Source organism: Pseudomonas sp. 15A4 (assembly GCF_016925575.1).
In the GTDB taxonomy this organism is placed as follows: domain Bacteria; phylum Pseudomonadota; class Gammaproteobacteria; order Pseudomonadales; family Pseudomonadaceae; genus Aquipseudomonas.
On record NZ_CP068986.1, the window covers coordinates 2,912,562 to 2,935,599 of the forward strand.

The 23,038-nt window shown below is 61.5% G+C and carries 20 protein-coding genes and 3 pseudogenes; all 23 read left to right on the forward strand.

Annotated features, from left to right (window positions below; translation table 11 throughout):
* Nucleotides 1-5: 5 nt before the first annotated feature.
* The 23 genes and pseudogenes from fliF (at nt 6) to flhF (ending at nt 22,923) form a co-directional block, all read left to right on the forward strand.
* Nucleotides 6-1,784 carry a flagellar basal-body MS-ring/collar protein FliF gene (fliF, locus tag JN403_RS13110; RefSeq protein ID WP_122534876.1) on the forward strand — a complete coding sequence of 593 codons (1,779 nt, stop codon included), beginning with the start codon at nt 6-8 and terminating at the stop codon, nt 1,782-1,784.
* Nucleotides 1,777-2,793, forward strand: coding sequence for a flagellar motor switch protein FliG (gene fliG / locus JN403_RS13115; protein ID WP_122534877.1), 1,017 nt, complete (start codon nt 1,777-1,779; stop codon nt 2,791-2,793). Before fliF ends, fliG begins: the two co-directional genes overlap by 8 nt.
* 15 nt (nt 2,794-2,808) lie before the next feature.
* Nucleotides 2,809-3,624: a flagellar assembly protein FliH gene (gene fliH, locus JN403_RS13120; RefSeq protein WP_122534878.1), complete on the forward strand. Its 816-nt coding sequence runs from the start codon at nt 2,809-2,811 to the stop codon at nt 3,622-3,624.
* Nucleotides 3,614-4,971, forward strand: a pseudogene (fliI, locus tag JN403_RS13125) (flagellar protein export ATPase FliI). The gene fliH and the pseudogene fliI overlap by 11 nt, the downstream one beginning before the upstream one ends.
* 6 nt (nt 4,972-4,977) lie before the next feature.
* Complete coding sequence (gene fliJ / locus JN403_RS13130; RefSeq protein WP_122624330.1) at nt 4,978-5,427, forward strand: flagellar export protein FliJ; 450 nt, start codon at nt 4,978-4,980, stop codon at nt 5,425-5,427.
* Between the two features lie 931 nt (nt 5,428-6,358).
* The gene (locus JN403_RS13135; protein WP_205487306.1) at nt 6,359-6,661 is read left to right on the forward strand and encodes an STAS domain-containing protein; all 303 of its coding nucleotides are present in this window, start codon (nt 6,359-6,361) and stop codon (nt 6,659-6,661) included.
* A 2-nt stretch (nt 6,662-6,663) separates the two neighbouring features.
* A pseudogene (locus JN403_RS13140) lies at nt 6,664-8,369 on the forward strand (SpoIIE family protein phosphatase).
* A 29-nt stretch (nt 8,370-8,398) separates the two neighbouring features.
* Entirely contained in the window at nt 8,399-8,791 is a 393-nt protein-coding gene (locus tag JN403_RS13145) for an Hpt domain-containing protein (RefSeq protein ID WP_240356543.1), read from the forward strand.
* Nucleotides 8,792-8,930: 139 nt separating this feature from the next.
* Nucleotides 8,931-9,761 carry a hypothetical protein gene (locus JN403_RS25485; RefSeq protein ID WP_240356545.1) on the forward strand — a complete coding sequence of 277 codons (831 nt, stop codon included), beginning with the start codon at nt 8,931-8,933 and terminating at the stop codon, nt 9,759-9,761.
* A complete protein-coding gene (locus tag JN403_RS25490; RefSeq protein WP_240356547.1) occupies nt 9,695-10,354 on the forward strand; it encodes a flagellar hook-length control protein FliK in 660 nt (219 codons plus the stop codon). The genes JN403_RS25485 and JN403_RS25490 overlap by 67 nt, the downstream gene beginning before the upstream one ends.
* A 236-nt stretch (nt 10,355-10,590) precedes the next feature.
* Entirely contained in the window at nt 10,591-11,097 is a 507-nt protein-coding gene (gene fliL / locus JN403_RS13155) for a flagellar basal body-associated protein FliL (RefSeq protein WP_122534884.1), read from the forward strand.
* Nucleotides 11,098-11,106: 9 nt separating this feature from the next.
* Nucleotides 11,107-12,075 carry a flagellar motor switch protein FliM gene (gene fliM / locus JN403_RS13160; protein WP_074892976.1) on the forward strand — a complete coding sequence of 323 codons (969 nt, stop codon included), beginning with the start codon at nt 11,107-11,109 and terminating at the stop codon, nt 12,073-12,075.
* 62 nt (nt 12,076-12,137) lie between these two features.
* Entirely contained in the window at nt 12,138-12,596 is a 459-nt protein-coding gene (gene fliN, locus JN403_RS13165) for a flagellar motor switch protein FliN (protein WP_122534885.1), read from the forward strand.
* Nucleotides 12,597-12,674: 78 nt separating this feature from the next.
* Nucleotides 12,675-13,079 (forward strand): annotated as a pseudogene (gene fliO / locus JN403_RS13170) (flagellar biosynthetic protein FliO); the annotation flags it as partial.
* A gap of 119 nt (nt 13,080-13,198) precedes the next feature.
* Nucleotides 13,199-13,942 (forward strand): flagellar type III secretion system pore protein FliP, encoded by a 744-nt coding sequence (gene fliP / locus JN403_RS13175; protein ID WP_065987303.1) that lies wholly within the window; start codon nt 13,199-13,201, stop codon nt 13,940-13,942.
* Between the two features lie 25 nt (nt 13,943-13,967).
* Entirely contained in the window at nt 13,968-14,237 is a 270-nt protein-coding gene (gene fliQ, locus JN403_RS13180; protein WP_065987304.1) for a flagellar biosynthesis protein FliQ, read from the forward strand.
* A 7-nt stretch (nt 14,238-14,244) separates the two neighbouring features.
* Nucleotides 14,245-15,030, forward strand: a complete 786-nt coding sequence (gene fliR / locus JN403_RS13185; protein ID WP_122534887.1) for a flagellar biosynthetic protein FliR — start codon at nt 14,245-14,247, stop codon at nt 15,028-15,030.
* Nucleotide 15,031: 1 nt separating this feature from the next.
* Nucleotides 15,032-16,171: a flagellar biosynthesis protein FlhB gene (gene flhB, locus JN403_RS13190; RefSeq protein WP_205482719.1), complete on the forward strand. Its 1,140-nt coding sequence runs from the start codon at nt 15,032-15,034 to the stop codon at nt 16,169-16,171.
* A 589-nt stretch (nt 16,172-16,760) separates the two neighbouring features.
* Nucleotides 16,761-17,303: a DUF3455 domain-containing protein gene (locus JN403_RS13195; protein WP_205482721.1), complete on the forward strand. Its 543-nt coding sequence runs from the start codon at nt 16,761-16,763 to the stop codon at nt 17,301-17,303.
* Between the two features lie 111 nt (nt 17,304-17,414).
* Nucleotides 17,415-17,978: a sigma-70 family RNA polymerase sigma factor gene (locus JN403_RS13200; protein WP_205482723.1), complete on the forward strand. Its 564-nt coding sequence runs from the start codon at nt 17,415-17,417 to the stop codon at nt 17,976-17,978.
* Nucleotides 17,975-18,706: an anti-sigma factor gene (locus tag JN403_RS13205; RefSeq protein WP_205482724.1), complete on the forward strand. Its 732-nt coding sequence runs from the start codon at nt 17,975-17,977 to the stop codon at nt 18,704-18,706. The genes JN403_RS13200 and JN403_RS13205 overlap by 4 nt, the downstream gene beginning before the upstream one ends.
* Nucleotides 18,707-19,438: 732 nt before the next feature.
* Nucleotides 19,439-21,568 carry a flagellar biosynthesis protein FlhA gene (flhA, locus tag JN403_RS13210; protein ID WP_065987309.1) on the forward strand — a complete coding sequence of 710 codons (2,130 nt, stop codon included), beginning with the start codon at nt 19,439-19,441 and terminating at the stop codon, nt 21,566-21,568.
* A gap of 11 nt (nt 21,569-21,579) precedes the next feature.
* Nucleotides 21,580-22,923, forward strand: coding sequence for a flagellar biosynthesis protein FlhF (flhF, locus tag JN403_RS13215; RefSeq protein WP_122536796.1), 1,344 nt, complete (start codon nt 21,580-21,582; stop codon nt 22,921-22,923).
* Nucleotides 22,924-23,038 lie beyond the last annotated feature (115 nt).

The window sequence follows — 23,038 nt, forward strand, 5'->3', positions numbered from 1 at the left end:
AAGTCATGGCCGAAGCCGTCGTCGATAACGTACCCGCCAAAACGGGTACGCCAGGAAGCAAGCCGCCGATGTTCGGGCTGGCCTTCCTGCAAAATCTCTCCGAGATGACCATGCTGCGTCAGGTCGGCCTCATGGTCGGTCTGGCTGCCAGCGTGGCGATTGGTTTCGCCGTGGTGCTTTGGTCGCAACAGCCCGATTACAAGCCGCTCTATGGCAGCCTGTCGGGCGTTGACACCAAGCAGGTGATGGACACGCTGGCCCAGGCCGACATTCCTTACACCGTTGAGCCTAACTCCGGCGCGTTGCTGGTGAAGTCCGATGACCTGTCCCGCGCCCGCATCAAGCTGGCCGGTGCCGGCATTGCGCAGACCGACGGCAACGTCGGCTTCGAAATCCTCGACAAGGATCAAGGCCTGGGCACCAGTCAGTTCATGGAGGCCACTCGTTATCGTCGTGGCCTGGAAGGCGAACTGGCGCGGACGATCTCCAGCCTCAATAACGTCAAGGGCGCTCGCGTTCACCTGGCGATTCCGAAGAGCTCGGTGTTTGTGCGTGACGATCGCAAGCCCAGCGCTTCCATTCTGGTCGAGCTGTATGCCGGTCGTTCGCTGGAGCCCGGTCAGGTGCTGGCCATCATGAACCTGGTCGCTACCAGTGTTCCTGAGCTGAACAAGTCACAGATTTCCGTCGTCGATCAGAAGGGCAACCTGCTGTCCGATCAGGCCGAGAATTCCGAGCTGTCCATGGCCGGCAAGCAATTCGATTACACCCGCCGCATGGAAAGCATGCTCACCCAGCGCGTGCAGAACATCCTGCAGCCGGTACTGGGCAATGACCGCTACAAGGCCGAAGTGTCGGCAGACGTTGATTTCAGCGCTGTTGAATCCACCGCCGAAAGCTTCAACCCGGACACGCCTGCTCTGCGCAGCGAGCAGACGGTCAACGAACAACGTTCCAGCGGCAGCGGTCCGCAAGGCGTACCCGGTGCGCTGAGTAACCAGCCTCCAGGCCCGGCAACTGCGCCACAGAACGCCGCCGCGGGTGCTGCCGGTGCCGCAGGCGCCATCGCACCGGGCCAACCGCTGCTGGACGCCAACGGTCAACAGATCATGGACCCGGCGACCGGTCAGCCGATGCTGGCGCCGTACCCGGCCGACAAGCGTAACCAGTCGACCAAGAACTTCGAGCTCGACCGTTCCATCAGCCACACCAAGCAGCAGCAGGGCAAGGTCAATCGCCTGTCGGTTGCGGTGGTGGTCGATGATCAGGTCAAGGTCAACCCGGCCAACGGCGAAACGACGATGGTCCCGTGGACCGCTGATCAACTGGCGCGCTTCACCCGTCTGGTGCAGGACGCCGTCGGCTTCGATGCCAGCCGTGGTGACAGCGTCAGCGTGATCAACGTGCCGTTCTCCACCGATCGCGGCGAAGTGATCCCGGACATTCCGTTCTACTCGCAGCCGTGGTTCTGGGACATCGTCAAACAGGCCATGGGCGTGCTCTTTATCCTGGTGCTGGTGTTTGGTGTACTGCGTCCGGTGTTGAAGGGCATCACCAATCCTCAGGGCAAGGCCGGCGACAGCGACTCCGAGCTGGGCGGCATGATCGGGATGGACGGTGAATTGGCAAACGACCGCGTCAGTCTGGGCGGTCCGCAAAGTATTCTGTTGCCGAGCCCTACCGAGGGCTATGACGCACAGCTCAACGCAATCAAGAGCCTTGTGGCCGAGGACCCGGCGCGGGTAGCCCAGGTCGTCAAAGAGTGGATCAACGCTGATGAGTGATAGAGCTGCTGCAGTCAAACTGACCCGCGTGGATAAAGCCGCGATTCTGCTCCTCACCCTGGGTGAGACGGACGCCGCTCAGGTATTGCGCCACATGGGCCCCAAAGAGGTTCAACGGGTCGGCGTGGCCATGGCGCAGATGCGCAACGTGCACCGCGAGCAGGTTGAACAGGTGATGAGCGAGTTCGTCGACGTGGTCGGCGATCAGACCGGCGTCGGCATCGGCTCGGACGGCTACATCCGCAAGATGCTCACCCAGGCACTGGGCGAGGACAAGGCAAACGGCCTGATCGACCGGATTCTGCTGGGCGGCAACACCAGCGGTCTCGACAGCCTGAAGTGGATGGAACCGCGTGCGGTAGCCGACGTCATCCGTTTCGAGCACCCGCAGATCCAGGCCATCGTCGTCGCGTACCTGGACGCCGATCAGGCCGGTGAAGTGCTGAGCCATTTCGACCACAAGGTGCGCCTGGACATCATCCTGCGCGTGTCGTCGCTGAACACCGTACAGCCGGCGGCGCTGAAAGAACTGAACCAGATTCTCGAGAAGCAGTTCTCGGGCAACGCCAACACGTCGCGTACTACCCTGGGTGGTATCAAGCGTGCGGCGGATATCATGAACTTCCTCGACAGCTCGATCGAAGGCCAGCTCATGGACTCGATCCGCGAAGTGGACGAAGACCTGTCGACGCAGATCGAAGACCTCATGTTTGTCTTCAACAACCTGTCCGATGTCGACGACCGTGGTATCCAGGCCTTGCTGCGCGAAGTCTCCTCCGACGTGCTGGTACTGGCACTGAAGGGCTCGGACGACGCCATCAAAGAGAAGATTTTCAAGAATATGTCCAAACGTGCCGCCGAACTGCTGCGCGACGACCTGGAAGCCAAAGGCCCGGTTCGCGTCAGCGATGTCGAAGGCGCCCAGAAGGAAATTCTCACCATTGCCCGTCGTATGGCGGAGGCCGGGGAGATCGTTCTTGGCGGCAAGGGTGGCGAGGAAATGATTTAAGCGTAGGTGCCGTTGATGTCCAGCTCCGATAAAGCAGCACCCAGTGAGCTCATCCGGGCACAGGATTTGCGCGGGATCGACGTCTGGGCCTTGCCCAGCTTTGACCCGCACGTGGAAGTGCCCGAGCCGGAACCGGTGGTCGAGGAGGCCGAGCTCGCCGAGAGCGAAGAAGTGCCGCTGGAAGAAGTCCAGCCCATGACCCTGGAAGAGTTGGAAAGCATCCGTCAGGACGCCTACAACGAGGGGTTTGCCATCGGTGAAAAAGAGGGTTTCCACAGCACCCAGCTCAAGGTTCGTCAGGAAGCGGAAGTGGCGCTGGCGGCCAAGCTCGACAGCATGGAAGTCCTGATGGGGCATCTGTTCGAACCGATCGCCGACCAGGACGCACAGATCGAGAAATCGATGGTGTCACTGGTCGAACATGTGGTCCGCCAGGTCATCCAGCGCGAATTGAAAACCGACTCCAGCCAGATCGGTACGGTGCTGCGCGAAGCCTTGCGGCTGTTGCCCATGGGCGCGGCCAACGTGCGCATTCTGGTCAACCCGCAGGACTTCGCGCTGGTCAAAGCCATGCGTGAGCGTCACGAGGAAACCTGGCGCATTCTCGAGGACGAAACGCTGCAGCCGGGTGGTTGCCGGGTCGAGAGCGAGCACAGCCGCATCGACGCCACCGTCGAGGCGCGGATCAGTCAGGCCCTTGGCAAAATGTTCGATCAGCTGCACGAGCAGGCCCTGCACCCGGCGCCGCCCGATGTGACCATCGAACTGGAAGAGGCGCTCCAGAGCGCCGAGAAAACCACTTACCCGCTGGGTGCTGTCGATGCGCCTTGAACGCACCAGTTTCGCCAAACGCCTGAGCACCTATCCCGACGCGATCTCGTTGCCGGCGCAGCCAATCGTCGAAGGACGGTTGCTGCGCATGGTCGGCCTGACCCTCGAAGCCGAAGGCCTGCGCGCGGCCATGGGCAGCCGTTGCATGGTGATCAACGACGGCAGTCATCACCCGGTCGAGGTTGAAGCCGAGGTCATGGGCTTCTCCGGCGGCAAGGTGTTCCTGATGCCGGTCGGCAGCGTCTCCGGTATCGCGCCGGGCGCCCGGGTCGTGCCACTCCCGGACACCGGTCGCCTGCCGATGGGCATGACCATGCTCGGCCGCGTTCTCGACGGCGCCGGTCGCCCCTCGACGGCAAGGGCGGCATGAAAGCCGAAGACTGGGTGCCGATGGACGGCCCGACCATCAACCCCCTCAAACGCAACCCGATCAGCCAGCCGCTGGACGTGGGTATTCGTTGCATCAACGGTTTATTGACGGTCGGACGCGGTCAGCGTCTGGGCCTGTTTGCCGGTACCGGCGTCGGCAAGAGCGTCCTGCTGGGGATGATGACCCGCTTCACCGAGGCCGACATTATCGTCGTCGGGCTGATCGGCGAACGGGGCCGCGAGGTGAAGGAATTCATCGAGCACAGCCTGGGCGAGGAGGGCCTCAAGCGTTCGGTCGTCGTGGCCTCTCCGGCGGATGATGCGCCATTGATGCGTCTGCGCGCCGCGATGTATTGCACGCGCATCGCCGAGTATTTTCGAGACAAGGGCAAGAACGTCCTGTTGCTGATGGATTCGCTGACCCGTTTCGCCCAGGCCCAGCGGGAAATCGCCCTGGCCATCGGCGAGCCGCCGGCGACCAAGGGCTATCCGCCGTCCGTGTTCGCCAAGCTGCCCAAGCTGGTGGAGCGCGCCGGTAATGCCGAGGCGGGCGGTGGCTCGATCACGGCGTTCTACACGGTTTTGTCCGAAGGCGACGACCAGCAGGACCCGATCGCCGACTCGGCCCGAGGCGTGCTCGACGGCCATATCGTGCTGTCGCGGCGACTGGCGGAAGAGGGGCATTACCCGGCCATTGATATCGAAGCGTCGATCAGCCGGGTGATGCCGTCCGTGGTCGATCCGCAGCACATGGTTCAGGCCCAGTATTTCAAACAGTTGTGGTCGCGGTACCAGCAGAGCCGTGATCTGATCAGCGTCGGCGCGTACGTGGCCGGCGGCGATCGCGAGACTGACCTGGCGATTTCGCTGCAGCCGCAGTTGGTGAAGTATCTGCGCCAGGGTTTGCAGGAGAACGAGAGCATGCAGAGCAGCGAGGAGCAGTTGGCGAAGATTTTCAATCCTCAGGCCGGCGGTTAATCGGTCATGGCAGTCAGTCGCGCAGGCCGTCTCGCGCCGGTGGTCGAGATGGCCGAGAAGGTCGAGAAGGCCGCCGTGCAGCGCCTGGGGCATTTTCAGGGTCAGGTGCGGCTGGCCGAAACCAAGTTGGGTGAGCTGGATAAGTTTCGGTCGGATTATCAGCAGCAGTGGATCGACAAGGGCGCCCATGGGGTGTCGGGCCAGTGGCTGATGAATTATCAGCGCTTCCTCAATCAGTTGGAGACGGCGGTGGCGCAGCAGCGTCAGAGTCTGGCGTGGCATCAGAATAATCTGAACAAGGCGCGCGATGAGTGGCAGAAGGCCTATGCGCGGGTGGAGGGGCTGCGCAAGCTGGTGCAGCGGTATATCGATGAGGCGCGTGCGCTGGAAGATAAACGCGAGCAGAAATTGCTGGATGAGTTGGTTCAGCGGTTGCCCCGGACTGAGCAGTTTTAAGAGCTTGAGATCAAGATCAAGATCAAGATCCTTAAGATCAAGAGCGTCTGCCTAAGGGCAGACATTTCGCCTTCGGCGAGTTACTTGGAAAAGCACCCCAAGTAACCAAGGGTGCCTGCTCCTGGTTTGGCCTGACTTCGTCGGGTTCCCTCGCTCCGGTCTTGCTCCGTGGGCCCGCGCCGAACGGACATCCATGTCCGCAACGGCGCTCTCGCCGCATCCATGCGGCTCGGCCCACTGCGCAAAACCTGCGCTCGGCCTGCACTCAAGTCGCGTTTTGAGGTGTCTGGGCCTTTTGCGTTTGAAGAGCAAAAGCAAAGGCAAAGGCAAAGGCAAAGGCAAAGGCAAAGGCAACGAAAATGGTGATGACGACTACATAGTGGGACCGGTTTTACCCGGGAAGGCGTCGGAAGACACACTGCAAAACTGATGGCGACCAAACCGGCCTCTTCCCGGCTGAAGCCGGTCCCACTAAGGGATCGCATGCATCCCGTGGATTGGTTGTGGCTCTGACCGTAGGACTGGCTTTAGCCGGGAAGCTCTTGATCTGTTTTTGATCTGTTTTTGATCTGTTTTTGATTTTCGTACATAGAAAGCCCAAACACCGCCAATCGCGACTTGGGTGCAGGCTGAACGGAGGTCTCGTGGAGTGGGCCGAGCCGCATGGATGCGGCGAGAGCTGCCCCCGCCATGGATGGCGGATGGCAGCGGGCCCACGGAGCGAGACCGGAGTGAAGGGACCCTGAGGAACGAAGGGCCCAACCAGGAGCAAGCACCCTTGGTTACTTGGGGTGCTTTTCCAAGTAACTCGCCGAAGGCGAAACCATCTGCCCCCAGGCAGATGATGTTGATCTTTACGACCATTTGCCATGCCTCACAAGGGCTGCTAAAACTCAAGCGTCTGGCGCTGTTTCATACAAGGAATTTGCCAATGTCAGTAACCTCCGAACGCTCCGCCGATGGCCAAGAACTGACCATCACCATCAAAGGACGCTTCGACTTTTCGACGCACCAGGATTTTCGCGGCGCCTACGAAAAAGAAAACCAGGCCAAACGCTATACGGTTGACCTGAAAGACACGACCTACCTCGACAGTTCAGCGCTCGGTATGCTCCTCCTGCTGCGCGACCATGCTGGCGGCGAGAGAGCCGAAGTCCAGTTGGTCAACTGCAACGCCGACGTCCACAAAATCCTCAGCATCTCCAATTTCTCCAAACTCTTCAAAATCGCCTGATGATGCCATCTGCCTCCGATCGCCTGACGGTGCTCATCGCCGATGACAACGTCAGCGACCGCATGCTCCTGTCCGCCATCGTCAGCCGGCAGGGCCATGACGTTCTGACCGCCAGCGACGGCGCCGAAGCCGTCGGGCTGTTCGACCGGCGGCGGCCGCAACTGGTGCTGATGGACGCCATGATGCCGGTCATGGACGGGTTCGAAGCCGCGCGCCAGATCAAGACCCTCGCCGGTGACGCGCTCGTGCCGATCATCTTCCTGACGTCCCTGACCGAAGGCGAAGACCTCGCCCGTTGCCTCGACGCCGGGGAGACGACTTTATTGCCAAGCCCTATAACCAAGTGGTGCTGGCCGCCAAGATCAACGCCATGAACCGCCTGCGCGTGCTGCAGGAAACCGTCCTGCACCAACGCGACCTGATCACTCGCCACCATAAATACCTGCTCAACGAGCAACGTGTGGCCAAGGCGGTGTTCGACCAGATCGCCCACTCCGGGTGCCTGAGTTCGCGCAACATCCGTTACCTGCAATCGCCCTACGCACTGTTCAACGGCGACCTGCTGCTGGCCGCGTGGTCGCCGTCCGGCAACATGCACCTGCTGCTGGGGGACTTCACCGGCCACGGTTTGCCGGCAGCGGTAGGCGCGATGCCGCTGGCCGAAGTGTTCTACGGCATGACCGCCAAGGGATACGGCTTGCCCGAAACCCTGCGAGAAATGAATGCCAAACTCAAACGCATCCTGCCGGTGGACATGTTCTGCTGCGCGGCGCTGCTGTGCCTGAACTTCAAGCAGCAACTGGTCGAGGTCTGGAACGGCGGCCTGCCGGATGGTTACCTGCTGCATGGTGACGGCCGGCCGCATACGCCGCTGATTTCGTCAAACGTGCCCCTCGGTGTGCTGAGCGCCGGCAGCTTTGACGACAATACCCAGGTGTATCCCTTTGGGCCGGGGGACCGGGTGTTTCTGCTGTCCGACGGCGTGGTTGACAGCACCGGCCAGGACGGCGAACTGTTCGGCGCCCGACGCCTGCAGAACGTGCTGGTGAGCAACCGCAACCCGGCGCTGCTGATCGAAGAAGTGCAGTGGGCCCTGGCGCGGTTTCGCGGGCAGGCGCGGGACGATGTGAGCATGGTCGAAGTGGCCTTCACCGAGCCTGACTTGCTCGGCCCACCCTCGGTCATTTACACCGACAGCGGCGATTCCAGTCCGCTGGATTGGTCCGCTTCGTTCGAGTACCGCGCGGCAACACTCAAGCGCTTCAACCCGCTGCCGTATCTGCTGCAGCTGCTGCAAGAAGTGCACGGCTTGCGCATGCAGAGCAGCGAGCTGTATATCGTGCTCTCGGAGCTTTACAGCAATGCGCTGGAACATGGCGTGCTCGGGCTGGACTCGGCGTTGAAACGCGATGCCGAAGGTTTTGGGCGTTACTACCAGCAACGCGCCGAACGCCTCGATCGTCTCCAGGACGGCTTCATTCGCATTGATTTCCAGATCGTCCCGAATGGCGAGGGCGGTTGCCTCACGGTGCGAGTGCAGGACAGTGGTGCGGGTTTTGATGCCGATCGCGTGCTGGCGCTGCCCCCTGCGGTCACCCAGTTGTCCGGGCGCGGCCTTGCGCTGGTCCGGCAACTCAGCGATCGTTGTCAGTGGACCGATGATGGCCGGACGGCCAGCGTGGAATTTGTCTGGGAGGGTCTGGCATAATCCGCGCGTCTTGATCAAGGAGTGAACAAGTGTCGAATAACCCTGTGGACTTCAACGTGCTCAGCACGCTGCGTGACGTGATGGAAGCTGAATACCCGGCGCTGCTGAAGGTGTTCATTTCCGATTCCACCCTTCGCGTCAACGACATGACCCTGCTGCTGCGCGACCCTTCCTTCACGACGTCCGCCACGGCATCTTTGCAACGCCTTGGCCTGATGGCCCACAGCTTCAAAGGCAGCACCGGCAACATGGGCGCAACACATTTGTCCGAGCTGTGTCTGCAACTTGAAGAGCAGGGGCGCGGGATGGTGGCAGCGGATGACGCGCAGATCCGCTCGCTGGTGTCCCAGATCAGGGAGGAGTTTTTCATGGTCCGGGCGATTTTCGAACGTGAGCTTGAACGCTGCCATGCCAATCACTGAGTTGGCTGCCTGGCGGGGCTCCAGGCCCGACGCCCTGGCCTGCCCGTTGGTCTGAAGCGCACCCTCAATCCAGCCGCGCCCAGCACTTGGCCCGCCATTTGCTTTGTCTCTCTGCAATTGTGCTCTTGCGGAGATTCACATGGCCCTCGCCACCAACCCCTTATTGACGGCTTTGACAGCGGCCAAAGCCCAGAAAGCCGGGAACAACGCCCCGGTAAAGGCGCCGGACCCCGTCAAGCACAACACTTCCAGCTTCTCCGACGTGTTCGCCAGGCAAGCGCCGTCCAAGTCCCACAGCGCGGATAATCCGGCGCCGAAGCCGGCAAGCGCCAAGAGTTCGGCAGCCGACGACAAGCCCGCCGCCAGCCATACGTCTGCCGCCGCCGACAAGACCGTTGCCGATAACGGCAATGGCTTGCCTGCCAAAGCGGTGAACGGCAAGGCTGATGACGACGCGGGCACGGGCCAGGGTCAGGCTGACGACAAGAATGACGGCACTGACGACGCGCACGACCCGACGCTGGCCGACGCACCGCCGGTAGACCCTGTAGCGGACCCGACATTGGCGGTCACGGCGCCTGTGCAAGAGCCCGTGACTGTGGAACCCGCGGTTGATCCGACGCTGCTCGCCGGCACGCTGCCGTTGCCGGTGATTCCGCCGCCGGCTGTGCAGGCGCCGACGGATGCAACCGACGTCGCGGACGACGGTTTCGATCCTTCCGCCGATCCGCTGGAAGGCTTGACCGCTGTGCAGGTCGCCTTGGAAAACAAGGCGCAGCAGACCGCGCAGAACAACGGTGTGCATGGCGACGGCAAAGACGGCAAGGGGGCGGCAAGCAGGACCCGAACGCCGACCCTTCGCAGTTGCTGGCCAATAACCTGGCGGCGCTGGGTGACCAGCCCGTGGACAAGAGCACCACCGAAGGCGGCGGCGACAACGCGTTCAGCGGTCTGCTGGCTGACGGCCTGAAAGACGTGAAAGGTGCCGCCAGCGATACGCGCATCGACAACTTCGCCGATCGTCTGGCTGCATTGTCACAGGCCGCCCAAGCAAAAAATACCTCGGCTCCGGCCGCGCCGCTGCTCAATCAGCCGCTGGCGATGAATCAGGGAGGGTGGACAGAAGGCGTGGTCAACCGCGTGATGTACCTGTCGAGCCAGAACCTCAAGCAGGCGGATATCCAGCTGGAGCCCGCTGAACTGGGCCGTCTGGACATTCGCGTCAATATGGCGGCGGACCAGCAGACCCAGGTCACGTTCATGAGCGCCCACGTCGGCGTGCGTGAAGCCCTGGAAAGCCAGATGGCGCGCTTGCGTGAGTCCTTCGTTCAGCAGGGCATGGGCCAGGTCGACGTCAACGTCTCCGACCAGTCCCGTGGCTGGCAGCAACAGGCACAACAGCAGTCGGGCGGCGACGGCCAACGCAGCGGCGGCAGCAACGCTGCCAATGGTGTCGGCGGCAGCGACCTCATCGCCGACGGCGCTCCGGTGGACGCCGCCTCGGCCGCCGCCCATGCGCCTCTGACGGTCGTGGGTTCCAGCGCGGTCGACTATTACGCCTGAAAACGCCCTGCCAACGCTGGGGCGTTTTCAGTAGAGGCAAGTGGCTAGCTGCAAGCGGCAAGTAAAAGCAGGATCAAGGGCGGCAGTGCATGGGAGACCTCGGTTTCTCGGGCTCTGCCGCCTTTTGCTTTTACTTGCCGCTCACCCTTGCAGCTTGCGGCTGCCGTTCTGGCACAACCCTTGCTCTTCCTCTGTCACGCAACACCGAACCCTTTGGATAGTGACGGATTATTGGCATGGCGAAGAGTGACGACGCAGCAGTGGCGGACCCCGCAAAAAAGGGCAAGTTGAAAGTCATCATCCTCATTGTGGTGGGGCTTCTGCTGGCCATTGGTGTGTCGGTAGGCGCGACCTGGTTCATCATGCACAAGGCCGAAAGCAAGCCGGACCCGGCTGCCGTGGCGGAAGCGGCGAATGCCAAAAAAGAGGCGATCTTCGAACCGCTGACGCCGCCGTTCGTCGTCAACTACAACGTCAATGGCCGTCAGCGCTACATGCAGGTCAGCATCACGTTGCTCGCCCGTGACAAGGCTGATCTTGAGGCGTTGAAAGCGCACATGCCGGTCATCCGTAATAACCTGGTGATGATGTTCTCCGGTCAGCCATTCGATACCATCGCAACGCCGGTGGGCATGGAAATGCTGCGCCAGAAGGCGGCAGCCGTGGTCCAGGAAGTGGGCCAGAAAGAGCTGAGCAAGAGCGTGATCGAACAGGTACTTTTCACTAACTACGTACTGCAGTAGGACCACGACATGGCCGTGCAAGACCTGCTGTCCCAGGATGAGATCGACGCGCTGCTGCATGGCGTCGACGACGGTCTGGTACAGACCGATAGCGTTGCCGACCCCGGCAGCGTAAAAAGTTACGACCTGACCAGTCAGGATCGCATCGTCCGCGGACGCATGCCGACCCTGGAAATGATCAACGAGCGTTTCGCCCGTTACACCCGCATCAGCATGTTCAACCTGCTGCGCCGCTCCGCTGACGTGGCCGTGGGTGGCGTGCAGGTGATGAAGTTCGGCGAATACGTGCACTCGCTGTACGTGCCGACCAGTCTCAACCTGGTCAAGATCAAGCCCCTGCGCGGCACCGCGCTGTTCATTCTTGACGCCAAGCTGGTGTTCAAGCTGGTGGACAACTTCTTCGGCGGTGACGGCCGTCATGCCAAGATCGAAGGACGGGAATTCACCCCGACCGAGCTGCGCGTGGTGCGCATCGTGCTGGATCAGGCCTTCATTGATTTGAAGGAAGCCTGGCAGGCGATCATGGAAGTCAATTTCGAGTACATCAACTCGGAAGTGAACCCGGCCATGGCCAACATCGTCGGCCCGAGCGAAGCGATCGTGGTGTCCACCTTCCATATCGAACTGGATGGCGGCGGCGGCGATCTTCACGTGACCATGCCGTATTCGATGATCGAACCGGTGCGCGAAATGCTCGACGCCGGTTTCCAGTCGGATGTCGACGATCAGGACGAACGCTGGGTCAATGCCCTCAAGCAGGACGTGCTCGACGTGTCGGTGCCGTTGCGCGTCGCGGTCGCCACGCGCCAGCTCAAGCTGCGCGACATCCTGCACATGCAGCCGGGGGACGTGATCCCGGTCGAGCTGCCGGAACACCTGGTCATGCGCGCCAACGGCGTGCCGTCCTTCAAGGTCAAACTGGGTTCGCACAAGGGCAATCTGGCCCTGCAAGTGGTCGAACCCATAGAACGCCGCTGACGCTCCGTCGTCGGCAAACCGAATGTGCTGCGTAAACGAATCAGAGTTCCCCGAGGACAACCATGGCTAATGACAACGAAATGACTTCCGCAGACGACCAGGCGCTGGCCGATGAATGGGCGGCGGCACTGGGTGAATCCGGGGACGGGCAAGCGGACATCGACGCGCTGCTGGCGGCCGACGCGGGCAACGCCGCCAATCGCATGACAATGGAAGAGTTTGGCGGCGTGGCGAAAAGCAACGGCGCGGTCACTCTGGACGGCCCGAACCTGGACGTGATTCTGGATATCCCGGTGTCGATTTCCATGGAAGTGGGCAGCACTGACATCAACATTCGCAACCTGCTGCAGCTCAACCAGGGCTCGGTGATCGAGCTGGACCGTCTGGCTGGCGAGCCGCTGGACGTGCTGGTCAACGGCACCCTGATCGCCCACGGCGAAGTGGTGGTGGTGAACGAAAAGTTCGGCATCCGTCTGACCGACGTGATCAGCCCGAGCGAACGTATCAAGAAGCTGCGTTAAGTGCGCCGCGTGATCAGAACCCTCGCGAGCTTGCCACTGCTGGCAGTGTCCTGGGCGGTGATGGCGGCTGATCCAGCGATGCCTGCCACGCCAGCCGCAACCACGGCGACGACGGCTGCCAACACGGCGCCTGCCGTCGCCGCGCCGGTGGCCGGTACGGTGAATGGCGGGATGGCCGGCCAGTTGCTGCAACTGGTGCTCGGCCTGCTGCTGGTGATCGGGCTGATCTTCGTCCTGGCCTGGCTGATGCGCCGGGTGCAGCGCGCGGGGCCGGCTGGCAATCAGGTCATCAAGCTGGTGGGCTCGCGCGCGTTGGGGACCCGCGATCGGCTGGTGCTGGTGCAGGTCGGCAACGAACAGGTGTTGCTTGGCGTCTCACCCGGCAGCATTACCGCGCTGCACGTCATGAATGAGCCGGTCGAGGTTCCAGAGGCGCAAAACGCGCAGCCGGAATTCGCCAGGCGCCTGCTTGAAGCGCTGGGCAACAAGGGCGCGCCCGGGCAACGCACAGGCATCAATATTTTCGGTGCCGCAGGGAAGAAGGCAGGTACGCCAGGCAAGACGGGTTTGACAGAGACTCCGGATCAGAAGGACACGAACTGATGCGCATTGTTTTGACGCTGCTGCTGTTGCTTGCAGCGCCGCTGGCGTTCGGCGCCGATCCGTTGTCGATCCCCGCGATCACGCTGGGCACCGGCGCCAACGGTCAACAGGAATACTCGGTCAGCCTGCAGATCCTGCTGATCATGACGGCGCTGAGCTTCATCCCGGCGTTCGTCATGCTGATGACCAGTTTCACGCGGATCATCATTGTCTTCTCGATTCTGCGTCAGGCCCTCGGCCTGCAACAGACGCCGTCCAACCAGATTCTCACCGGCATGGCGCTGTTCCTGACCCTGTTCATCATGGCGCCGGTGTTCGACCGGGTGAACAACGATGCCTTGCAGCCGTACCTGGCGGAAAAACTCACCGCCCAGGACGCCGTGGCCAAGGCCGAAGTGCCGATCAAGGATTTCATGCTGGCGCAGACCCGCTCCAGCGATCTTGAACTGTTCATGCGCCTGTCCAAGCGCACCGACATCGCGACCCCTGATGCGGCGCCGCTGACGATTCTGGTACCGGCGTTCGTCACCTCCGAACTGAAAACAGCGTTCCAGATCGGCTTCATGATTTTCATCCCGTTCCTGATCATCGATCTGGTGGTGGCAAGCATCCTGATGGCCATGGGCATGATGATGCTGTCGCCGCTGATCATCTCTTTGCCGTTCAAAATCATGCTGTTCGTGCTGGTGGACGGCTGGGCGCTGATCATCGGCACCCTGGCCGGCAGTTTTGGTGGCGTATGAATTCGTCTGATGTGGAGTGCGCAGCATGACCCCGGAAGTAGCCGTCGACCTGTTTCGCGAAGCGCTGTGGCTGACCACGACCATGGTTGCCATTCTGGTCGTACCGAGTTTGATCGTCGGCCTGATCGTCTCGATGTTCCAGGCCGCGACGCAGATCAACGAACAGACCCTGAGCTTCCTGCCACGCCTGCTGGTCATGCTGGTCACGCTGATCGTGGTCGGCCCGTGGATGGTGCGCACCTTCATGGAGTACATCACCAATCTGTACACCAGCATTCCTCAAGTGATCGGCTGACCCCGCGATGGATCCTGTGCTGGCGTTGACCGATACCCAGATCAGCACCTGGGTGGCGGCGTTCATGCTGCCGCTGTTCCGCATCGGCGCGTTGCTGATGACCATGCCGATCATTGGAACCACGCTGGTGCCCAAGCGGGTGCGGCTGTATTTCGCGCTGGCGATCACGGTCGTCGTCGCGCCGAGCCTGCCGCCCATGCCCGCCGTGCAGGCGCTGGACCTCAGCGGGCTGCTGCTGATCGCGCAGCAGATCCTTATCGGCGCCGGCATGGGCCTGTCGTTGCAGCTGTTTTTCCAGGCCTTCGTCATCGCAGGGCAGATCATCGGGATTCAGATGGGCATGGGCTTCGCGTCCATGGTCGACCCTGTCAACGGGGTGTCGGTGGCGACCATCGGGCAGTTCCTGACCATGCTCGTGACCCTGCTGTTCCTGGCCATGAACGCACACTTGCTGGTCTTCGAGATCCTCATCGAGAGCTTCACCACCTTGCCGGTGGGGCAGGGCATCAGTACGACGGACATCTGGCTGCTGGTGATGCGTCTGGGCTGGGTGCTCGGCGCGGCACTGCTGTTGGTGCTGCCGGCCATCGCTGCGCTGCTGGTGGTGAACATCGCCATGGGCGTAATGACCCGCGCGGCACCGCAACTGAACATCTTCTCGATCGGTTTTCCGCTGACGCTGGTGCTGGGCATGGTGATTCTGTGGATCACCCTCGGCGACATTCTCAACCAATATCAACCGCTGGCGGTCGACGCCTTGCAGTTGCTCAGAGACCTGGTCAAGGCGCGCTGACATGGCCGAAAGCGAGAGTGGTCAGGACAAGACAGAAGACCCCACGGACAAACGCAAACGCGACGCCCGTGAGAAGGGCGAGATCGCCCGCTCCAAGGAGCTCAACACGGTCGTCGTGATGATCGTGGGTGCTGCGGGATTGCTGGCGTTTGGCGGCTCCATGGCGGAAATGATGATGCAGTTGATGCGCGACAATTTCACCATCACCCGCGAGGCGATTCTCGACGAGCGCAGCATGGCGATCATGTTGATGGCGTCGGGCAAGGCGGCGCTGTTGTCGGTGCAGCCGATCCTGCTGGCGTTGACGGTAGCGGCGTTCGTCGGTCCCATTTCCCTCGGCGGCTGGTTGTTTGCCGCCGGCTCCCTGGCGCCCAAGTTCAGCCGCATGAACCCGGCTGCCGGCATCAAGCGGATGTTCTCGCCCAAGGCGCTGATTGAGCTGTTGAAGTCGTTTGCGAAGTTTTTGATTGTGCTGGCAGTGGCGCTGGTGGTGCTGATGAAGGACCAGGCCGACCTGATTTCCATTTCCAAGGAGCCGCTGGAGATGGCGGTGGTGCACAGTTTGCAGTTGGTGGGCTGGAGCACGCTGTGGATGGCGATGGGCCTTTTGATCATCGCGGCAATCGATGTGCCGGTGCAGTTGTGGGAGTCTCACAAGAAGCTGCTGATGACCAAGCAGGAGGTGCGCGATGAGCACAAGGACAGTGAAGGGCGGCCGGAGGTCAAGCAGCGGATTCGTCAGTTGCAGCGGGATATGTCGCAGCGGCGGATGATGGCGGCGATTCCGGAGGCGGATGTGATTATCACGAACCCGACGCATTATGCGGTGGCGTTGAAGTATGACGCGGAGCGGGGCGGTGCGCCGATTCTGTTGGCCAAGGGCAGTGATTTCATGGCGTTGAAGATTCGGGAGATTGCGGCGCAGCATGAGATTCTGTTGTTGCAGTCGCCGGCGCTGGCGCGGTCGATTTATTACAGTACGGAGTTGGATCAGGAGATTCCGGCGGGGTTGTATCTGGCGGTGGCGCAGGTATTGGCGTATGTGTATCAGATTCGGCAGTATCAGGCGGGGCGTGGCAAGCGGCCTGATCCGCTCAGGGATAATCTGCCGATTCCGCCGGATTTGAGGCGGGATTCGTAGGGCTTCTTCAGGATCTTCTAGATCAAAAGCGTCTGCCTGGGGGCAGACTGTTTCGCCTTCGGCGAGTTACTTGATAAAGCCCCAAGTAACCAAGGGCTTGTGCTCCTGGTTGGGCCCCTCCTGCGTCGGGGTTCCTTCACTCCGGTCTCGCTCCGTGGGCCCGCGCCGAACGGGCATCCATGCCCTGACGGCGCTCTCGCCGCATCCCTGCGGCTCGGCCCACTCCGCGAAACCTGCGTTCAGCCTGCACCAAAGTCGCGTTTTGCGGTGACTGAACCTTTTGTGTACGAAGATCAAAAGCAGATCAGGTGCAAGATCAAAGGCTTCCCGGCTAAAGCCAGTCCTACGGGTGCGCGCTGTCTGTTAGTGGGACTGGCTTTAGCCGGGAAGAGGCCTGTTCAAGCGCTGACGTTTTTTGCTCATGCCTGATCGTTCCCATGCTCCGCGTGGGCATGCATCCCATGACGCTCCGCGTCGTCTTGCACTTCACTTGGATTATTTTTTCAATCCGCTGCATCCAGTTCGTTCTCCCCGGGTAGTACAGGTAGTAGCGATGGCTGCTGACCTGTTTATCTAATGGAGAGATGGCATGAACGCTAAAACATTACTGGGCTCGTTCGGTGTTTCGTTGGCAGCCACTTGCCTGTTGGCCACGGCGCCGGCGGCTTATGCGCAGATGGCGTTGCCTGATGCGGTGAAGGTGCCGGACGGTCACAAGATTGCGATGGAAACCGTGGGTGTGGGCGAGATCACCTATGAGTGCCGCGACAAGCCCAACGCTGCGGGTCAGACCGAATGGACGTTCGTCGGCCCGAAAGCGGTGTTGAATGATCGCAGCGGCAAGCAGGTCGGCACCTATTTTGGGCCACCGGCGACGTGGCAGGCCGCTGACGGTTCGAAGATCACCGGCACCCAGCTCGCTGTCGCACCTGCCGGGACGGGCGATATTCCTTATCAGTTGGTCAAAGCCAACCCTGCGGAAGGCAAGGGCGCGATGAGCAATGTCAGTTACATCCAGCGCGTGGCGACCAAAGGCGGCATAGCGCCGAAGATGGAGTGTTCGATGGCGACCAAGGGTAAGCAGGAAATTGTGAAATACCAGGCGGACTATATTTTCTGGGCCGCCAAGTAGACCAATGTCCCACGTCCTGCTGCGTCGCTGACGCACAAAGTCATCTACGCTGCACCGACGCAACCCCGGCCTTTGGGTCGGGGTATTTCTTTTCGTTGGCGGTTGAACACTTTGTCCTTACCTGAAGACTGTTTTGACTACGAAGCCTGTCTGGCAGCCTGTGCCAAGGGCGAGCGACGGGCCTTGCACGACCTCTATACCCAGGAAAGCGCACGTCTGCTCGGCGTCGCCAAGCGCATCGCTCGCAGCGACGCGCTGGCGGAGGACATCGTGCATGACGCCTTCATTAAAATCTGGACCCGCGCGGGTAGTTTCGACCCGACGCGAGGCTCTGCTCGTGGCTGGATCTTCAGCCTGACACGGCATCTGGCGCTGAACTTCATGCGGGATAACGCGAACACCCTTCAGGTCAGCGAGCAGAGCGAAAACGCACTGCTGGCCGAGGCTGCACTGGAGTCCGCAACCGACGCCGACACCTTCGAATACAGTGCTCGCTCGGGACGTATTTTCGGGTGCCTTGAACAGCTGGAACCGGCGCGGCGCAGCTGCATTCTTCATGCGTACGTCGACGGCTACTCGCACTCGGAAATAGCGCAGAAAGTCGGCGCGCCGCTGGGCACGGTGAAAGCCTGGATCAAACGCAGTCTGGTGGCATTGCGGGAGTGCATGGGATGACAAGGTATCCGTCAACAGACAGTGCCGACGAACTGGACGCGCTGGCCAGCGAGTACGTGTTGGGCACACTGCCGGCCGAGCAGCGGCTCGACGTCCAGAACCGCCTTGGCACGGACGCCGACTTGCGCGCAGCCGTGGACGCATGGGAAGGGCGCCTGCTGACCTTGACCGAGCTCGCCGAACCGCAGACCCCAAGCCCGCAGCTGTGGGATCGCATTGCGCGCAGCGTCAGCAGCCATGACCGCCGAGCTCCTGTACAGGCGCCGGCCGTGAAGTCGCGTTCATGGTGGGATCTGCTGCCGTTGTGGCGCGGGCTGGCCGGCGCAGGACTCGTCGCGACGCTGCTGCTCGCCACAATGCTGGTGATCCGGACAGCGCCAGTGAACCCCACAACTTACCTCGTGGTGCTGGTCGCTCCACAAAACCAGGCTCCCGGCTGGGTGATCCAGGCCAATAACCCGGAAGAAATCCAGCTGATACCCCTGGGCGCCACCTCAGTCCCCGCCGACAAAGCCCTCCAGTTCTGGACCAAGGCCGACGGCTGGCAGGGCCCCGTGTCCCTGGGCCTGGTTAAACCCGGCCAGACCCTGTCCATCCCTGTCAGCAAACTGCCCCCGCTGCAAGCCAACCAACTCTTCGAACTCACCCTCGAAAACCCCAACGGCTCCCCGACCGGCAAGCCTACGGGGCCGATTCAATTTATTGGGCGGGCGGTGAAAGTGATCTAGCGGCTGGACGCGGAGCGTCGGGGGCGGCATTCCCACGCGGAGCGGGGGACGATCGGCCAATCATCTAGCGTCTGGAAGGCCGCTTTCGTGAGCAAGCTCACTCCCACATGAGCGTCGTTTGCCCTTGATGATTTGCGGTGTCACATCTGACGCCTTCCCGGCTGAAGCCGGTCCCACAAATAGCAGCGCGTGCATTCAGCGAAATGGGTGGTGGTCACACCGGCCTCTTCCCGGCTGAAGCCGGTCCTACAAGGGCACCGCGTGCAGTCAGTGGGACCGGCTTTAGCCGGGAAGCTTTTGCCTTTGATCTTCCTACGCAAAAAGTCCAGACACCACAAAACGCGACTTGGGTGCAGGCCGAACGCAGACGACGCGGAGTGGGCCGAGCGGCATGGATGCCGCGAGAGCGCCGCTAGGACATGGATGTCCGTTCGGCGCGTGCCCACGGAGCGTCGTCGGAGTGAGGGAATCCCGACGGAGGAGGGACCTAGCCAGGAGCAGGCACCCTTGGTTACTTGGGGTGCTTTTCCAAGTAACTCGCCGAAGGCGAAACCGAGGCCGTTAGGCCGACGCTTGTGATCTTGGTGTACCCAGCCACGACCCAAATTCCAGTTCTGAATACTGGCACTCTGATATTTTCAACCCGCTCCCAAATGTTGGACCCCTTCTTGCAATAACCCCGATACAACGCTTCGGCGTCAAAAGATTGATTTAACGCGCAGGTGCCCATCGGTGGAACGCTCACAACTCATCTCCCACGCCAGAACCGGATTGATCGGCCTGGGCCGTGGACAACTTGGCGTCCCGCTACTGCTCCTCGTCATGCTCGCCATGATGATGCTGCCCATGCCGCCGTTCCTGCTGGACGTCTTCTTCACCTTCAACATCGCCCTGTCCATCGTCGTCCTGCTCGTCTGTATCTACGCCCTGCGGCCCCTCGACTTCTCCGTATTCCCGACCATCCTCCTCGTCGCCACCCTGCTGCGACTGGCCCTCAACGTCGCCTCCACCCGCGTCGTCATGCTCCACGGCCAGGACGGCCACGCCGCCGCCGGTAAAGTCATCCAGGCGTTCGGTGAAGTCGTCATCGGCGGCAACTACGTCGTCGGTATCGTTGTTTTCGCCATCCTCATGATCATCAACTTCGTCGTCGTCACCAAAGGTGCCGGGCGCATCTCCGAAGTGAGCGCGCGCTTCACCCTCGACGCCATGCCCGGCAAACAGATGGCCATCGACGCCGACCTCAACGCCGGCCTCATCGACCAGCCCGAAGCCAAACGCCGCCGTCTTGAAGTCGCCCAGGAAGCCGAGTTCTACGGCTCCATGGACGGTGCCAGCAAATTCGTCCGCGGTGACGCCATCGCCGGCCTGCTGATCCTCTTCATCAACCTTATCGGCGGCATGCTGGTGGGCATCCTGCAACACGGCATGACCTTCGGCGATGCCGGCAAGGTCTACGCACTCCTGACCATCGGTGACGGTTTGGTGGCGCAGTTGCCTTCTCTGCTGCTGTCAACTGCTGCCGCGATCATGGTGACCCGTGCGTCCGGTTCGGAAGAAATGGGCAAATTGGTCGGCCGCCAGATGTTCGCCTCCCACAAGGCACTTGCTGTCTCCGCCGGGATCATGATCGTCATGGGCCTGGTTCCGGGCATGCCGCACTTCTCCTTCATCAGCCTCGGGCTGGTGGCCGCTGGCGGTGCTTACCTGCTGTGGAAGAAAGAGAACCAGGTCAAGCTCGCCGCGGTGCAAGAGGTCAAGCGTCAACAAGAGCTGCTGCCGTCGCCGACTCGGGCGCAGGAATCCAAGGAACTGGGCTGGGACGACGTCACCCCGATCGACATGATCGGCCTGGAAGTGGGCTACCGCCTGATTCCGCTGGTGGACCGCAATCAGGGTGGTCAGCTGCTGGCGCGGATCAAGGGCGTGCGCAAGAAGCTCTCCCAGGAACTGGGGTTCCTCATGCCGACCGTGCACATCCGCGACAACCTCGACCTGGCGCCCAGCGCCTATCGCCTGACGCTGATGGGCGTGACCCTGGCCGAAGCCGAGATTTACCCCGACCGCGAACTGGCGATCAACCCCGGTCAGGTATTTGGCAGCCTCAACGGCATCACTGCCAAGGACCCGGCGTTTGGTCTGGAAGCCGTCTGGATTGAAATCAGCCAGCGCGCTCAGGCGCAATCCCTCGGTTACACCGTGGTGGACGCCAGCACGGTGGTGGCAACCCACTTGAACCAGATTCTCTACAAGCACTCTCATGAATTGATTGGCCACGAGGAAGTCCAGCAATTGATGACCCTGCTGGCCAAGGGATCGCCAAAACTGGCGGAAGAACTGGTGCCGGGCGTGCTGTCCCTGTCGGCCCTGCTGAAGGTGCTGCAGGCGCTGCTTGCCGAACAGGTGCCGGTTCGTGACATCCGCTCCATCGCTGAAGCCATCGCCAACAACGCCGCGCGTAGTCAAGATACCGCCGCGCTGGTGGCTGCGGTACGGGTCGGATTGTCCCGCGCAATCGTCCAAAGCATTGTCGGCATTGAGCCGGAGCTGCCTGTGATCACCCTTGAGCCAAGGTTGGAACAGATCTTGCTAAATAGTCTGCAGAAGGCAGGTCAGGGTCAGGAAGAAGGCGTTCTCCTCGAACCGAGCATGGCTGAGAAACTTCAGCGCTCGTTGATCGAAGCGGCGCAGCGTCAGGAGATGCAGGGGCAGCCGGTTATTTTGTTGGTCGCAGGTCCGGTTCGCGCCATGTTGTCCCGCTTTGGACGGTTGGCTGTACCGAATATGCATGTTTTGGCTTATCAGGAAATTCCTGACAATAAGCAAGTCACCATCGTAGCGACTGTCGGGCCCAACGGCTGAGGTAGTGAGTCATGCAAGTTAAGCGTTTTTTCGCCGCCGATATGCGACAAGCCATGAAACTGGTTCGCGATGAGCTGGGCGCTGAAGCCGCCATCATCGGGAACCGGCGGATCGCCGGCGGCGTGGAACTGACCGCCGCTCTGGATTACAAGTTGTCTGCACTGGCGCCGCGTGTGCCGAACGTCGAACTCGAAGAAGAATTGCGCAAGACCCAGTCGCGCATCGTCACCGCTCAAGCTGAGCTGACCCACCGCAGCGAGCTGGACACTGTCGCCAATCGTCAGTTGTTCGCCGGCCTTGCGATGGATGACAGCAAGCAAATCGAACCGACGCTGGAAGAACCGTTTCGCCCGTCGATCCACGCCGCTGTGGCCGCCGAACGTGCCGAGCGCAACGCCGAGCCGGCCGTGGGCGACCGCGCCTACGAAGCGATGCGCTCTGAATTGAACGGCCTGCGCGAACTGCTGGAAGTCCAGCTGGGATCGCTGGCCTGGAACCAGCTGCAAGGCAGCCGTCCGCAGCAGGCCAATCTGTGGCGCCGTCTGCAACGCGTCGGCCTCTCCGGCCCGCTGTCCCGCGATCTGCTGGCGATGGTGCCGGACTCGAATGATCAGGCCCACACCTGGCGCATGCTGCTGGCCCACCTGGCCCGCATGATTGCCACGCCCGATGTGGAGCCACTGGAAGAGGGCGGTGTGATTGCCATGGTCGGTCCTGCCGGCATGGGCAAAACCACCACGCTGGCTAAACTGGCAGCCCGATATGTGTTGAAATACGGCGCGCAAAATATCGCGCTGGTGAGCATGGACAGTTTCCGCATTGGCGCTCAGGAACAGCTGAAAACCCTGGGCCGGATCCTCAATGTACCGGTTACCCACGTCGACCCGGGCCAGTCTCTGGCTCAGGCGCTGGAGCCGCTGTTGCGCAAGCGCGTGGTGTTGATCGACACCGCCGGCCTGCAAGCCAGCGATCCGGCCCTGCGTCTGCAACTGGAAACCCTCGCCGGCCGTGGCATCAAGGCGCGCAACTACCTGGTGCTGGCGACAACCAGCCAGAAGCAGGTGCTGTCAGCGGCTTACCACAGTTATAAACGTTGCGGCCTGGCCGGGTGCATCCTGACCAAGCTCGACGAAACGGCCAACCTGGGCGAAGTGCTCAGCCTGGCCGTGACACACGAACTGCCTGTGGCCTATCTGACCGATGGCCCACGGATACCGGATGATCTGCATTTGCCGCGTCGGCACCAGTTGGTGAGCCGGGCTGTCAGTGTGCAGATGCAGGAGGAGCCAAGCGAGGAAGCGATGGCGGATATGTTTGCGGATCTTTATCACAGCACCGGCAAGCGCGCGGGCTAGGTGAAGAAAATGACAGTGGAATTTTCCTGCATCGATGGTCTGCCAGGCATTGTTCAGACACTGAACGTGCAGCCCGACATGTGGCTTAGGTCTAAGCAAGACAAGGTAAACAATT

What these genes read in the sequence shown, in the direction of transcription:
- flhF (WP_122536796.1), top strand. Translation starts at nt 21,580, where the DNA reads ATGCAAGTTAAGCGTTTTTTCGCCGCCGATATGCGACAAGCCATGAAA.
- fliL (WP_122534884.1), top strand. Translation starts at nt 10,591, where the DNA reads ATGGCGAAGAGTGACGACGCAGCAGTGGCGGACCCCGCAAAAAAGGGC.
- fliF (WP_122534876.1), top strand. Translation starts at nt 6, where the DNA reads ATGGCCGAAGCCGTCGTCGATAACGTACCCGCCAAAACGGGTACGCCA.
- fliJ (WP_122624330.1), top strand. Translation starts at nt 4,978, where the DNA reads ATGGCAGTCAGTCGCGCAGGCCGTCTCGCGCCGGTGGTCGAGATGGCC.
- fliQ (WP_065987304.1), top strand. Translation starts at nt 13,968, where the DNA reads ATGACCCCGGAAGTAGCCGTCGACCTGTTTCGCGAAGCGCTGTGGCTG.
- JN403_RS13135 (WP_205487306.1), top strand. Translation starts at nt 6,359, where the DNA reads ATGTCAGTAACCTCCGAACGCTCCGCCGATGGCCAAGAACTGACCATC.
- JN403_RS13195 (WP_205482721.1), top strand. Translation starts at nt 16,761, where the DNA reads ATGAACGCTAAAACATTACTGGGCTCGTTCGGTGTTTCGTTGGCAGCC.
- JN403_RS13205 (WP_205482724.1), top strand. Translation starts at nt 17,975, where the DNA reads ATGACAAGGTATCCGTCAACAGACAGTGCCGACGAACTGGACGCGCTG.
- flhB (WP_205482719.1), top strand. Translation starts at nt 15,032, where the DNA reads ATGGCCGAAAGCGAGAGTGGTCAGGACAAGACAGAAGACCCCACGGAC.
- fliR (WP_122534887.1), top strand. Translation starts at nt 14,245, where the DNA reads ATGGATCCTGTGCTGGCGTTGACCGATACCCAGATCAGCACCTGGGTG.
- fliH (WP_122534878.1), top strand. Translation starts at nt 2,809, where the DNA reads ATGTCCAGCTCCGATAAAGCAGCACCCAGTGAGCTCATCCGGGCACAG.
- fliG (WP_122534877.1), top strand. Translation starts at nt 1,777, where the DNA reads ATGAGTGATAGAGCTGCTGCAGTCAAACTGACCCGCGTGGATAAAGCC.
- fliM (WP_074892976.1), top strand. Translation starts at nt 11,107, where the DNA reads ATGGCCGTGCAAGACCTGCTGTCCCAGGATGAGATCGACGCGCTGCTG.
- JN403_RS25485 (WP_240356545.1), top strand. Translation starts at nt 8,931, where the DNA reads ATGGCCCTCGCCACCAACCCCTTATTGACGGCTTTGACAGCGGCCAAA.
- fliN (WP_122534885.1), top strand. Translation starts at nt 12,138, where the DNA reads ATGGCTAATGACAACGAAATGACTTCCGCAGACGACCAGGCGCTGGCC.
- fliP (WP_065987303.1), top strand. Translation starts at nt 13,199, where the DNA reads ATGCGCATTGTTTTGACGCTGCTGCTGTTGCTTGCAGCGCCGCTGGCG.